This window comes from Salinisphaera sp. SPP-AMP-43 (genome assembly GCF_049568105.1).
GTDB lineage: Bacteria > Pseudomonadota > Gammaproteobacteria > Nevskiales > Salinisphaeraceae > Salinisphaera.
Window position 1 is genome coordinate 3,081,087 of sequence record NZ_CP145335.1, and the last position, 14,136, is coordinate 3,095,222.

The following is a 14,136-nucleotide window of genomic DNA, read 5'->3' on the forward strand; positions in this document are numbered from 1 at the left end:
GACGCCGGCCCCTTGTGGATTTGATCTAATGGTGCGGCCACCCGGGGCGTTTTCAATCGCCCCGGGCATTGGTTCAGGCCGACATCATCGATTAGGCACCGGCACGCTCGGCCTCGGCGTTTTCGTAAACGATGTAGGGCTGGGCATCGCCCTTGACCACAGCATCGTCGACGACGACCTTCGAGACGTTTTCCATTGCCGGCAGTTCGTACATCACATCCAGCAGGATCGACTCCAGGATCGTACGCAGACCGCGAGCGCCAGTCTTGCGCTCCATGGCGCGATGGGCAATCGCCTGCAGCGCATCCTCGCGCAGCTCCAGCTCGCAGTTTTCCATCTCGAACAGCTTGGAATACTGCTTGGTCAGCGCATTCTTGGGCTCGCGCAGGATCGAAATCAGCGCGGTCTCGTCTAGCTCTTCGAGCGTGGCAACGACCGGCAGACGACCAACGAACTCCGGAATCAGACCGTATTTGACCAAGTCTTCCGGCTCGACCGTCTTGAGCATGGCGCCGAGACTGCGCTTGTCGGCCTCGCCCTTCACATCGGCCGAGAAGCCAATGCCCGAACGGCCTTCGCGCTGCTGGATGGTCTGATCCAAACCGGCGAAGGCGCCGCCCACGATGAACAGGATGCCCGAGGTATCGACCTGCAGGAATTCCTGCTGCGGATGCTTGCGCCCGCCCTGCGGCGGAATCGAGGCAGTGGTGCCCTCGATCAGCTTGAGCAGCGCCTGCTGCACGCCCTCCCCCGACACGTCACGCGTGATGGACGGGTTTTCGGACTTGCGCGAGATCTTATCGATCTCGTCGATGTAGACGATGCCGCGCTGAGCCTTATCGACATCGTAGTCGCATTTCTGTAGCAGCTTCTGGATGATGTTTTCGACATCCTCGCCGACATAGCCTGCTTCGGTGAGCGTGGTGGCATCGGCGATCGCGAACGGCACATCCAGCAGCCGCGCCAACGTCTCGGCCAGCAGCGTCTTGCCGCAGCCGGTCGGCCCGATCATCAGAATATTGGATTTCTGAAGCTCGACTTCATCTTCGGCGGCCTCAGCATTCAACCGCTTATAGTGGTTGTAAACCGCCACGGCGAGGATCTTCTTCGCCGAATCCTGACCAATCACGTAGTCGTCGAGCACGCGACGGATTTCCTGGGGACTCGGCAGGCCTTTCTTGGCCGGCTTGCTCGCCAGCTCCTCGCGCATAATATCGTTGCACAGGTCCACGCATTCATCGCAGATGAATACAGAAGGCCCGGCAATCAGCTTGCGAACCTCGTGTTCGCTCTTACCGCAGAACGAGCAATGCAGCGTCCGTCCGGAGTTCTCCTTGGCGCCGCTGTCGTTGTTGCCGTTGTCTGCCATGGGTGGTGACCTCGTTGGGCTGGCCTGTCGATATGTCCTTGTATGACATACCCGACAAATATTTGTCACGTAACCGGTCGCGGCCCATAAGAGCCGCGACCGGTTAGCGACGTGGATTGCCCTAGCTGGACTGGTTGGTCAAGGCATCGCGCGATGTCAGCACATCGTCGATGACGCCGTATTCGACCGCTTCGCTCGCGCTCATGAAGAAATCACGCTCGGTGTCGCGCTGAATCTTATCCAAGGGCTGACCGGTATGGTCGGCCAGAATCTGATTCAGGCGCTCACGAGCATGCATGATCTCGCGAGCATGGATCTCGATATCCGACTGCTGGCCCTGAAAGCCACCGGAGGGCTGGTGCATCATCACCCGCGAATGCGGCAGTGAATAACGCTTGCCTGGTGCCCCGGCCGCCATCAGGACCGCGCCCATGCTGGCGGCTTGACCGAGACACATGGTCGCCACGTCCGGCTTGATGAACTGCATCGTGTCGTAGATCGACAGTCCGGCCGTAACCGCCCCGCCCGGCGAGTTGATATAGAGCTGGATGTCCTTGTCCGGGTTATCCGATTCCAGGAACAACAGCTGGGCAACGATCAGATTCGCCATATGATCGTCGACCGGGCCGACGGCGAAGATTACTCGCTCCTTGAGCAGGCGCGAGTAGATATCGAACGACCGCTCACCACGAGCGGTCTGTTCGATGACCATCGGGATCAGACCCAGATTCTGCGTCTGCATGCTGTCATGTTCTGCCATAACGTTCGCTTTTCCTTGCCGAACCCGCAGGGCCGATCGATCAGCCCTGGCTGTTCGCGTTCAGGAGCTCGTCGAGCTCGGTTTCCTTATCGGTGATTTCGGCATTTTCGAGCAGCTGGTCGACCACCTGCTGCTCCATCACCATCGCCTGTAGACCCTGCATCATCTGCGGGTTCTGTTGATAGTAGTTCTTCACCGCTTCGGCCTGATCGCCGTAGCCCGAGGCGACCTCGTCCATCTTCTCGCTGACCTTGTCCTGGTCGAGCTCGAGCTCTTTTTCCGAGATCACTTCGGCAATCAACAGACCCAGCGCCACGCGCTTTTCGGCCTGTTCGCGCAGCGCGTCGTCGGGCAGCAGTTGTTTGGCCTGCTCCTCGTTCTGCTGCATTTCCTGCGGCATGCGCTGCATCGCTTCCTTGCGCATGCGATCGATTTCTTGGGCGACCATGGACTCGGGCACTTCGATCGGGTTGGCCTCGTAGAGCGCATCCATGGTCTGCGTCTTCATGCTGGTATCAACCGCATGCTTGGCTTCCTGCTCGAGCGATTCACGGATCTTGGCCCGCAGCGCCTCTTCCGTGCCTTCTTCGACGCCCATCTGTTTGATGAACTCTTCATCGAGCTCGGCCGGCTTGGCTTCCTTGACCGACTTGACCGTCACGTCGAAGGTCGCGGTCTTGCCTGCCAGCTCTTCGGCGCCGTAGTCATCCGGGAAGGACACGTCGATCTGGCATTCCTCGCCCGGCTTGCGCCCGACCAAGGCCCGTTCCATGTCGGGCAGGAACTGCTGTTCGCCGAGCGTGATTTCCATGTCCTCGGCGGTACCGCCCTCGAAGGCTTCACCGTCGATGCGACCGACATAGTCGACCACGACCTGATCGCCATCGGCCGATTCGCGATCGACCTCTTCCCAGGACTTGTTCTGGTCCTTGATACGCTCGAGCGTGTTTTCGACGTTGGCTTCGGTGACTTCCGTGATCGGCTTTTCGATAGCCAGGGAATCCAAGCCCTTCAACTCGATCTCGGGATAGACATCGAAGCTGGCCGTGAACGACAGCGTGCCGTCCTCGGCGAATTCATCCAGCTCGATATCCGGCTGGCCGGCCGGATTGAGTTCCGACTGCTCGACCGCTTCCGGATAGGTGCTCTGTACCAGCTCGCTCAGCGCTTCCTGGCGCGCCTGGGCGCCGTAGCGCTGGTACAGCACCTTCTTCGGCGCCTTGCCCGGTCGAAATCCCGGGATGCGAGCGTGCTGTCCGGCCCGCTGAATCTTCTCGTCCACGGCGCTGTTCACGCGCTCGGCCGGAATCTGGACCTTCAGACGCCGTTTCAGGCCACCGGGATTTTCTACGGAGACGTCCATCAACTACCTCGAATCGATTCGTTCTAAAAGCATGTCATTGCGGCAGGCGACGCACATCGGGTGCGCCGCCCAGGTGACCGGCCAGTATAGCAACCCATACGTATTGGGTCGCTGGCCGGTTTTAGTCGCGAGACGGCGGCGCCATGAACTCAGGGCCAACCGGATCAGTAACGTGGGTATCGACGATCTCGGTGATCTGCCGACGCGCCTCATCGTCCAGATGCCAGCCGGGCACGTTTGCCACGGCATCGAGTTGGTCCGGAGTTCGCGCGCCCCATAGCGCAAAGGCATTGTCGTATTGATCCAGAATCCAGCGAATCGCCAGATCCAGAACCCGTTTGCCATAGTGCTCGCGAGCAAACTCGTCCAGCGCGTTCACGGCCGCCAAGTACTGACCGAACCGCGGCTGCTGAAACTTGGGATCGCTGTTACGCAGATCATCGCCCGGGAACTGGCGATCGGCATGCATCCGACCGGATAGCAGCCCCCGGCAAAGCGCGCCATAGGCCAACAGCCGAGTCTCGTTGTGGCGTGCCCACGGCAGCACATCCTCGTCAATCTGGCGCTCGAACAGATTATAGGGATTCTGCGCAACGTCGATCGGCGTAACTTCCGAGAACTTGTCCATCTGTTCGGGCGAGAAATTCGACACGCCTACAGCACGAATTTTGCCCGCCTCCTTGGCTTCGGCCATCGCCTCGGCGGTCTCGCGCGGATCAACCAACGGATCGGGCCAATGCACTTGAAGCACATCAATGACATCGGTACGCAGCCGGCGCAGAGAGTCATCCACCTCTTTGAGAATCCGCTGTTTCGTGGCGTTGCGGCGCACGCCACCGTTGTCGTCCCACTCCAGGGCGCATTTGGTCGCGAGCACGACCTGGTCGCGCATTTTGCCTTCGTCGACCGCCTTGCCGACGATTTCCTCGGAGCGCCCGAAACCGTAGACCGGCGCCGTATCGATCAGCGTCACCCCTTTATCGGGGGCACTCTGAATAGTGCGAACGGACTCAGCTTCATCCGTACCACCCCACATCCAGCCGCCGATGGCCCAGGTGCCCAGGCCGATACGCGACGCGATCAGATTCTTACCGTTGATATCGCGTGTATCCAAAATCCCCTCCAATTGATTGACCTCAATAGAGATGGGATCGTGCAGCACACATTCAAGCGGGTATCGACTCGCCTCGCCGACCCCAAACGAAAAACGCCGGCGGGCACAAAGCCGGCCGGCGTTTCAGAATATTCGGTGGTGGGCCGCCGAGGACTCGAACCTCGAACCAATTGATTAAGAGTCAACTGCTCTACCATTGAGCTAGCGGCCCAATGCAGCGTTGCCGAGTGGGGTGGACGATGGGACTCGAACCCACGACGACCGGAATCACAATCCGGGGCTCTACCAACTGAGCTACGCCCACCATCGGCAAACTGCCTTCGCTGCCGATCCCTCGACAGCGAGCGGCGTATTTTAGCCAGGTTCGAGCGTCTTTGCCAATGACTTTTTGCGAATCGATGAGCCAACGCCGCTATCCAGGGCTAGCCCGACGGGGCAAGCCGGCGCCATAGGTCTTCCGCCAGACTGGCGACAAACGGCGGCCGTCCCATACCGCGGCCAGCACGCCGGAAACGTCGCGCAGGCGGCGCGGCAGTGCGTCGACCCATCGACTATCGGTTGATATGGCTGGTTGAGCTTGGCTTGGAATACGCAGAGGCTGCCACTTCGCCTTCATAACCGCCATGGCTAACGCGGTCTCTCGCTCACATGGACGGCGGCATTCGTCGAACCACGTTTTTTATCTGTCGCTGGTTCGAATGCTCGGATAGACAAGCCATTGCTGCAGCCCGCCTTACGGCGAGCTCCAGAAATGGCGCGCCCGGCTGGATTATTCGCGGCTACGCCGCTCACCCTATGGGTCGGTGCGACTTGCGCCGCACCGCTCGAATGCGCATGGCGCATCCGTCGAACCACGCTTTTTATCTGTCGCTGGTTCGAATGCTCGGATAGACAAGCCATTGCTGCAGCCCGCCTTACGGCGAGCTCCAGCAATGGCGCGCCCGGCTGGATTCGAACCAGCGACCAACGGCTTAGAAGGCCGTTGCTCTATCCCCTGAGCTACGGGCGCGGGACGACTCGTCGAGTCGGCGGGTATTGTGCCACTACAAGGCCTGGCCCACTACCTGATCGTCACTCAACCATTGCCCAGTAAAAACGGCACCGGCCGCAGCCGGCGGCCGTTGATTTGCCGCTATCGACTAGAACTCGTAGCCCACGGTCCCGAATACCGTACGCCCCACGGCGCTCGCATAACGCGGATCGTAGCCGGTGATACCCAGCGAGTTCTGATTGGAGAACGGCGGATCGGTATCGAAGATATTGTTCGAGCCGATTTGCAGACTCAGACCGGAATGAAATTTATAACCGACCGATGCATCGTAGGTGATGTAGTCGTCAACATCGTGATGATAGCTCGGCTGTGCATCCCGATAGCCACTCGTAAAATGGTTTTTGAACGATGCGTTAAACCCGGCCTTATGCCAACTGAGCGTGATGGTGTGCTTCCACTGCGGCACGGGCGAATAATCAGAAAACACGCCTTCATTGCTGACAAACGGCTGGTCGGGCGAATTCTGGTAGTCGTAATTCAAAATATAGGTGCCGCGAAAATCCAATGAAAACACGCCGAAACCGGCGGTCTTCAAGATATAGTTCAATTTCGCGTCCAAACCTTCGGTGGTTGTGGCGCCGAGATTCGCGTAATCCGTTTGGATATAGTCGATCTCGCCGGCCCGGTCACCTTCCTGTATACGATGAATCAGATCACCGTACTGGTCGAGATTGTCGAACACCAAATTAACCGGCAGCAGCGATGACTCGCCTTCCAAGCGGATATGGTAATAATCCAAGGAAGTCGTCAAATTTTGTACTGGCTCGACCACAAATCCGAACCCGTACTGCCGTGACGTAGTCGGATCAAGATCCTCATTCCCTCCATAATGGCGCTCGAACTGCGTATTGCAGACTGCACGCGTGGTATAGCCGGATACTGCATTCTCACCATCAGGACACAGCACCGGGTCGCTTAACCCGTTCGAAGTGTAGGTAATCGATTGGCCGGTATAGAGGTTGTACAAATTCGGCGCCTTGAAACCCTCACTGTAGTTGCCACGCAGAACGAACTGCTCGATCGGTTGCCAACGTAGCGAGACCTGCGGGTTCGAGGTGCTGCCAAAATCACTGTAATGGTCATACCGCCCTTTGGCTTCGAGCTCCAATGTCGCGAGTATCGGAAAGTTCACATCCGCCCAGACGCTTTCAACGGTCCGGTCGTTGTGGATGTTCTGCACACTCAGCCCACCGCCGTCGATACCATTCAAGACATCTCCGTTGGAATAAGTATCAAGCTTGGTATAGCGCACCTGACTACCGACGGCGGCCGCGACCTGGCCGCCTCCGAACCAGTCACCGAGACTACGATTGAGCTTGCCGTCCCAGACGTATTCATGTGATCGATCCTTTTCGGCTTGCCCGGTGACCAGCAGGTTATTGAATAGATCGGTCTGGTACGGCGTAAAATTCCTGGAAAAGGGATTGATCAGACCCGTATTGATAGCATCGCTGAACGGGTTATCGACCGGATCCTCGACTTGACGGGCATCGAGATAGCCGCCGGTATAGGTCAGCGTCGTAGTCTGTTGATTCCACTGGAACGCGGTATCGTAATGGATTTCTCCAAAACGGCCGCTAAAATCCAGCAAACCCCGCATCTGCTGGTTCGTGTTTTCGGTCGACCTCGGCCCTGTGATTGTATTGCGATATGCGACCCGAACGGGTTGCGTCGGATCGATATTCGGATTGTTGTTCGGAACCACCCCGTTGCCAGGATAATAGCGCGTTCCCGGCTGAATGGTGCCGTAGAGACCATAGGGCCCGATCTGTGAGTTTATCGTTGAATGCGTGTAGTAGAACTCAGCGCGCACTTGATGATTGTCGGAAATCTTATAGGCCCCCTGACCGAAGAACGATGCATAATCGTCGTCTTGTTGAACTTGATAAAACGGCGTTGGGTTGTTGTAGCAGGCGGTATCACCCGGAATGAGAATCGAATACTGCCCCGGACAGCCGTCAGCGACGCCCGGATTACCGAATTCATCGCCCTGGTAGTAGTTCGGGGGGAAGGTGAATAGTGACGTGCCGTCGACGCCTTCGTCCGGCCGATATGGATAGGTGATGTCCTGCCGACTTGCCGCGGTGATCGGATCCTGTCTCCGATAGGTAAAACTGCCGGTGACGTTGAACCGATCTTCGTCGATATCGCCAAAGCCGAAAGTCCCGGTCAGAAGGCGACTGTTACCGCCGCCGTCCCGCGTCGGCGTGGTATAGGTCAGCTTGAAATCGCTGCCCTGATAATTCTTCTTGGTTATAAAGTTGATCACCCCGGCCACGGCGTCGGTGCCATATAGCGCTGATGCCCCGGTCTGGAGCACCTCAATACGGTCAATCGCCGAAAACGGAACCCCGTTAAGCGACGCAGAGCCGCCGCTAAAAGCCTGATTCGCTACGCGCCGCCCGTTTAGAAGTACCAGCGTGTATTCCGGCCCCAGGCCACGCAGATTGGCGAAGCGGCCGCCGCCGGTGATGCTCAGTCCATACCCGGCACCGGGACCAGATGAGGTGTCATTGGCGGCCACCTCATTGAGCGCGCCCGAGATAGAGGTAATCCCCTGCGCTCGCATCGCATCCGCGCTGTAAGACGTGACCGGCAATGCGTTGGCCGTAGCTGCATGCGGCACAGCCGAGCCGGTCACCGTGATCTGCTTCAAATTGACGGCGGGCGTTGACGCCGAGGCCGGCGCGGCCGCCGCAGCCGGGGCTGGCTCGCCCTCGTTGACTATGCTCTGCGCAGCTTCGGCCGGCGCTATGTAATCGTTGCTTTTTCCTTGTCCCCAGGCGGTCGTGATAGATGTTGCCGATAAAACCAGGACCCCGATCGAGGCCTTGAATATGGCGGGCTTATAAAAACCGGCACACGCTGGCCGGGCAGACGCCTCGCCTACTCCATATGAATGCATTCTAGTTCGTGTCCCCCCAAAGAATTCCCTTAGGCCTTGTTTATGCCAATCGCATTTTTAGCCGCGATACCGGCAACAAGGCTTCCCAATGCACACCAACGGCTAGCCGAAGGCGTTCTGGCCGGCTTTTGCAGGGTTCATGCCATGCATTTTCTTTCAGATTGTTATTTCTCAAACGATTAAAGAAGAACCGAAATGGACGGGGCTTGGCGCTACGACGGGGCGCTCGCCGGGCCGGCTCACCGCGAGCGTTCCAACGATTTGGCCGCGGTGCGTCGTTGTCATCCGTGTGATCACGGTATGTTCATCACGACGTCGTCTGTAGACTCGTGTCGACAATACAAAAGCTACAGAGAACTCATGTCTGAGCTTGCATACAAGACCGAAAGCAACGGTGTCGATGTCTATCGCCAGTTCGTCGGCGGCCAGTGGCTCGATGCCGGTGGGGACACCCTAGACGTGACCAATCCGGCTACGGGCAGTGTGGTCGGCCAGGTACAGATGGCGACCACTGCCGATGCCGAAAAAGCGCTCTCGGCGGCCGACGAGGCCTTCCAGAGCTGGCGGCGTACCACTGCCAAGTACCGTGCCGATCTGTTGTTCGGCCTGGTCGATAAAATCCAGGATCACACTGAACGCCTGGCTCGCTTGATCACTTCCGAACAGGGCAAGCCACTGGCCGAGTCGCGGGCCGATGTCGGCATGTGCGCCGATCTGATCCGTTTTGCCGCCGAGCATACCCGGCGCCTGGAAGGCGATATTATTCCGGCCGACGATCCGAACGAGCAGATCTGGATTCAGAAGCTGCCCCATGGCGTCGTGGTCGGCATTACGGCCTGGAATTTCCCGGCGGCGCTGATCGGACGCAAGCTAGGCCCTGCCCTGGCGGCTGGCAACACGATCGTGCTCAAACCCTCCGAAGAAACGCCGCTGACCGCCATGGAACTGGTGGAACTAGCCCGCGAGGCCGGCATCCCCGAGGGCGTAGTCAATATCCTCAACGGCTATGGCAAGGACGTCGGCAACCATCTCGTGACCCACGACACGACCAAGCTGGTCTCGATGACCGGCAGCGTGCGCGGCGGTCGCGAGATCAACAAGGCCGCAGCTCCGCATATGAAGCTGGTGCGCCTGGAACTCGGTGGCAAGGCGCCGTTCATCGTGATGGACGATGCCGACATGGAACCGGCGGTCGAGGCTGCGATCGTGTCGCGTTTTGCCAACAATGGCCAGGTCTGTACCTGCAACGAGCGGATGTATGTCCACGCGGGCATCTACGACGCTTTTCTCAAGCGCTTCAAGGAACGCGTCGAGGAACTCAAGGTCGGCGACCCGCTAGCCCATGAAGACGTGGACATGGGCCCGAAGATCAACAGCGGCGAGCTGGATAAGGTCCATGACATGGTCCAGCATGCCATCGATCAAGGCGCGAACGTCGAGACCGGCGGCGAGAAGCTGACCGGCGGCGAATACGACAAGGGCTTCTATTATGCCCCGACCGTGCTCACCGGCGTGACCAACGATATGGACATCATGCAGGAAGAGATCTTCGGTCCGGTCGTGCCGATCATGAAGGTCGACTCCTTCGAGCAGGCATTGGACTATGCCAACGTCTCCGAATTCGGCCTATCGGCTTATGTGTTCACCAACAACGTGAAACGCCTGATGACCACCGTTCACGATCTCGACTTCGGCGAGATCTACGTCAACCGTGGCGGGGGCGAGTCGGTCCAAGGCTTCCACAAGGGCTATCGCAATAGCGGCCTGGGTGGCGAAGACGGCAAGTACGGCCTGGAAGCCTATGTGAAGAACAAGACCATGTACGTCCACTTCTAACTCTCGATTCCGATCGAGAAAAAAGCCGGCCTACGAGGCCGGCTTTTTTATGCATCGCGATCGGGCACGGCGAATGGCCCTACTCGCTCAGCCGCAACGGATCGCCTGGCGCCTTAGGGCTTGAAATGCGCCTGGAGCACGGCGGCCGCAGGCTGGCCGTTGGCTGCCTTGACCCCGTCCAGCCAGTCGGCCACCGGGTCGAGATGTGCCGCGATCCAGCGATTCGCGACCTGCTGGTGATCCTGTTTCTTGTAGCTGGCGGCATAGACCCACTGGCTCTGGGTCGCCGAATCCACCTGGAACTGTCGGAAGAAACGCGCCAGGTTCGGGTTATGCTTAACGAAATCCGAACTGGCCAGCGTCAGCACCTGGCTATGACCGCCGTTCGGGCCCCATAGACTTTTCGGATCTTTGAGGATCTGCATATCCAGGGCCACCATCATCCAGTGCGGCTGCCAGCCACAGAACAGAATCGGCTTGTGATCGTCGATCGCGCGCTTGGCCTCGGCCAGCATGGCTGCCGTACTGCTATGCGCCATATGCCAGTTGCCCAAGCCATAACTATCGTTCTTGATCGCTTTTTCGACGATATTGTTGGCGCCGCTGCCCGGTTCGATACAGTGCACAGTCGAATCGAATTGATCGGCATACTGGGCGAGCTGGCGATCGCTGGTCAGCCCTTGCTTGGCCATGAATTTCGGCACCGCAAAGCCAGAGGTCGCCCCGGTCAGGTTTTCACCAAGCTTCACGATCTTGTGCTGCTTGACATAGGGCATGAAGCTGGACGCCTGGCCTGGCGACCAGGCCGACAGATTCACGTCCACCCGGGCCTTCGACAGGCTGAGATAGACGATCGGCGCACTGGCCTTGACGTATTTCACGTCGTAGCCGAGCGGCTTCAGAATCGCGCCGACAACCTGGCTCTTGATGGTCGCCCCGGGCCACGGCGGCATACCGATCTTCACGGTATTGGCTACCGGGGTATCGGCCGCGAAAACGAGCGACGAATAGCCCAGTGCCGCGGCCGCCAGCAGCAGACCGGCGATCCCGCGATTGACGATTCGTTTATTCATATTCGGTTTTTCCCCTTTTATTTTGAACCTATGCGCTATGCGGCCCGGCATGCCGAACGCCTGCAAGCAGCGAAAGACAAATCAGGAGGCGCTAACCTTAGCCGAATGACCACCTACCTGCTCGGCGAGCGGACCGGCCCACTCTTGCGACCGATGGCCCGAGTTGGTACCAGTTCGCGCGGATCGGTAGCGAGCCGGGTGCCGGCAGGAACATCGCTTTGGCCCGTTGGCCGGGCCGCGATACGGAGCGACGCTGGGCGACGCAGTAGCCCGTCCGACTGCGTTCGAGGCGACAACCCGCCGGCCGGCTCAAGCCTCGGCGACCGAGCTTCGTTGCAGGCCCTGAAATTCCACGAATTCCTGCATGCGTTCCCAAAGCCGATCGCCATAGATATAGCCGCCGTCGCCATTCGCGGCTGCGATAGGCGCATCGACCGCCGGCTCGAAGAAAAACGGGATCGAATGCCGCGAACGGGTGCCGCCGACGATGCGATGCTCGGTCGCCTGGATCCGATCGCCCGACCAGTCCGCCAGCAGACGCCCGAAGTTGACTACCAGTGCATTGTTGCGTGGCGGCACGTCTTCCCAGCCGCCGTCGGGCGTGCGCACCTGCAAACCGCCGACCTGATCCTGCCAGAGCAGTGTGATGAAGCCATTGTCGTAATGCGGCACGCCAACCAGCCAGCGTCGCGCCGCGCCCTGCCCGTCGACCGCCGGCATCGCCGCCAGCGTTTGCGCCGGGCGCTCGGGATAATGAATCAGGCGCAGCGTGGAATTGCCGCGATCGAAAGGCCGCAACAGCGTGTCGTGATCGATCTCCAGCCCTTCCGCCAGCGCGCCGGCGATGCTTTGGCCGAGGGTTTCCATAGCCTGGTAGTAGGCCGCGATATCTTCGGCCCAGCCCGGCAATGCCGAGGCCGGCGGCCGCGGAGTCGGTTCGCGCAGCGGATCGCCGCTGGCGGTATCGGCACGCTCCGGATGGGCGATATCCGGGCCCAGATCGATGCCCTCTTTCCAGGTCGGGTCTTCGTTCTGGGGCGGGAAATAGCCGCGATAGACATTGCGGTTAGCCGGCACGAATTTGTGGCGGGCCAGCTGTTGTTTATGCGCGGCGTCCAGCTCGAAAAAACGCAGTAGCCGGCCATGAATATCGTCAGCCAGATCCAGCTGTCCCGGCGCGATACCGATGGTCATGAATCCGGAATCGCAGGCGGCATCGACGATCGCCGCGATCGTCTCGGCGCGCCCGGGCGCATCGGCGAGCAGCGGGATCAGATCGATATGGGGTATCAGGGTCTGGCTCATGATCTCTCGCTTGGCTGTCTTGGTTCGTGCCCGGCAGGCATGGCGCGGGCCAACACGGTTGCTGGTAGCGTGTTTATCCGTCGTCCAGCAGGCGCGTATCGAAAGGATAATCGGATAGCAGTTCGACCTGCCCATCGTCGCGGATATAGACCTGCTCTTCGAGCTTGACGCCCTCGCCACCGTCCTCGTGGCCAATATAGCTTTCCACGCACAGTGTCATGCCCGGTGCCATGACGCCGTCATAGCCCTTGTCGTCGATATCCTCGCGATGAACGATATAGGGATATTCGCCGGTCATGCCGACCCCGTGGGCCAGCGCGAAATAGCGCCGGGCCTTATAGGCCGACGGAATCGGCCAGGCCTGCTCAGCGTATGCCTTGAACGACACGCCGGGCGCGATCTTGGCCATATTGGTCTGGATCTGATCGAAGGCCATACGATACAGATCGCGCTGGGTGGCGGTCGCCGGCTGCTCGCCGCACAAAAAAGTACGCGAGAAATCCGCATAGTAGCCGTAGCGGCCGACCACGTCGGTATCCAGAGCTACCAGTTCACCGGCCTGCATGACCCGGTCCGAGCATTCCTGAAACCAGGGGTTGGTTCTTGGGCCGGAATTCATCAGCCGGGTTTCGACGTAATCCGCGTCGGTGGCGATGATGTGCTGGTGCAGGTTCGACCAGACCTCGTTTTCGGTCGCCCCGGGACGAATCGCGGCTTCAAGCTTGTGTACGCCGGTTTCCACTGCCCGTAGCGAACTGCGAATCATCTTGATTTCATTGGGCACCTTGATTGCACGCGCCCGCTCCAGCGGCACCTGGGCATCGCAGATGCGCCAGCCGCGCTCGACCAGGGCGAACGCTGCATTCGAGGTCGCGCTTTCGATGGCGACATAGTCGCCGTCGGCCCCGCCACAGTCGCGCACCAGCCGGTCGATTTCGTCGGCCCAGGCGTTGGTGGTCTGCTTGAGATGATCGTCGCAGAAGTAGTACGAGATCGCGGTCGCCGGGCGGATCTCGTCGATGGTCGGTAGATGGGCAGCCAGATGCTCGCAGCCCGAGAACTCGAACAGCACCACCGGCCCTTCCGCCGGCACAAAGGCATAGCGGGCCGGATTGCGGGCCGAATAGACCTGCATATTGCGCGAGCCGGTGGCATAGCGCACATGGGTCGGATCGAACAACACCGCGGCCGCGATGTTGCGGGCCTTGAGCTGGGCCCGGGTCGCGGCCAGCCGATCGCGCAGGATTTGTTCGATCTCGGCGGTGGTGGGTTCGCACAACCCCGGATCATGGGTCGGCGGTAGGATGTCGTCGTACTGCAAGGCCGTCGTGGTCATATCGTCTCGTCGGTTCGCGGGCCG

At 59.6% G+C, this 14,136-nt stretch carries 9 protein-coding genes and 3 tRNA genes; 1 reads left to right on the forward strand and 11 read right to left on the reverse strand.

Translation table 11 applies throughout. The features are described 5' to 3' along the window. Positions 1–91: 91 nt before the first annotated feature. The 8 genes from clpX to V5738_RS13255 form a co-directional block, all read right to left on the reverse strand. Positions 92–1,369, reverse strand: a complete 1,278-nt coding sequence (clpX, locus tag V5738_RS13220) for an ATP-dependent Clp protease ATP-binding subunit ClpX (RefSeq protein ID WP_423821274.1) — start codon at positions 1,367–1,369, stop codon at positions 92–94. Between the two features lie 121 nt (positions 1,370–1,490). Beyond that, on the reverse strand, positions 1,491–2,129 hold the full coding sequence (gene clpP / locus V5738_RS13225) for an ATP-dependent Clp endopeptidase proteolytic subunit ClpP (protein ID WP_423821275.1): 639 nt from the start codon (positions 2,127–2,129) through the stop codon (positions 1,491–1,493). A gap of 40 nt (positions 2,130–2,169) precedes the next feature. Beyond that, on the reverse strand, positions 2,170–3,492 hold the full coding sequence (gene tig / locus V5738_RS13230; protein ID WP_423821276.1) for a trigger factor: 1,323 nt from the start codon (positions 3,490–3,492) through the stop codon (positions 2,170–2,172). A gap of 121 nt (positions 3,493–3,613) precedes the next feature. After that, positions 3,614–4,639 carry an aldo/keto reductase gene (locus V5738_RS13235; RefSeq protein WP_423824183.1) on the reverse strand — a complete coding sequence of 342 codons (1,026 nt, stop codon included), beginning with the start codon at positions 4,637–4,639 and terminating at the stop codon, positions 3,614–3,616. 103 nt (positions 4,640–4,742) lie between these two features. Beyond that, a tRNA-Lys gene (locus tag V5738_RS13240) sits at positions 4,743–4,817 on the reverse strand. Positions 4,818–4,834: 17 nt separating this feature from the next. Further along, positions 4,835–4,910, reverse strand: a tRNA-His gene (locus V5738_RS13245). Between the two features lie 629 nt (positions 4,911–5,539). Further along, positions 5,540–5,615 (reverse strand) — tRNA-Arg (locus V5738_RS13250). A gap of 130 nt (positions 5,616–5,745) precedes the next feature. Further along, positions 5,746–8,562 carry a TonB-dependent receptor gene (locus tag V5738_RS13255; RefSeq protein ID WP_423821277.1) on the reverse strand — a complete coding sequence of 939 codons (2,817 nt, stop codon included), beginning with the start codon at positions 8,560–8,562 and terminating at the stop codon, positions 5,746–5,748. A gap of 360 nt (positions 8,563–8,922) precedes the next feature. On the opposite strand from V5738_RS13255, the gene aldA reads away from it, so the two are divergent. After that, complete coding sequence (gene aldA / locus V5738_RS13260) at positions 8,923–10,398, forward strand: aldehyde dehydrogenase (protein ID WP_423821278.1); 1,476 nt, start codon at positions 8,923–8,925, stop codon at positions 10,396–10,398. 113 nt (positions 10,399–10,511) lie between these two features. On the opposite strand, the gene V5738_RS13265 is transcribed toward aldA, so the two are convergent. The 3 genes from V5738_RS13265 to V5738_RS13275 all read right to left on the reverse strand — a co-directional run bounded on the left by V5738_RS13265 (position 10,512) and on the right by V5738_RS13275 (position 14,112). Then, a complete protein-coding gene (locus V5738_RS13265; protein WP_423821279.1) occupies positions 10,512–11,471 on the reverse strand; it encodes a glycine betaine ABC transporter substrate-binding protein in 960 nt (319 codons plus the stop codon). A 309-nt stretch (positions 11,472–11,780) separates the two neighbouring features. Beyond that, positions 11,781–12,776 carry an isopenicillin N synthase family dioxygenase gene (locus tag V5738_RS13270; protein ID WP_423821280.1) on the reverse strand — a complete coding sequence of 332 codons (996 nt, stop codon included), beginning with the start codon at positions 12,774–12,776 and terminating at the stop codon, positions 11,781–11,783. A 73-nt stretch (positions 12,777–12,849) separates the two neighbouring features. Next, positions 12,850–14,112, reverse strand: a complete 1,263-nt coding sequence (locus V5738_RS13275) for a M24 family metallopeptidase (protein ID WP_423821281.1) — start codon at positions 14,110–14,112, stop codon at positions 12,850–12,852. Positions 14,113–14,136: the final 24 nt, after the last annotated feature.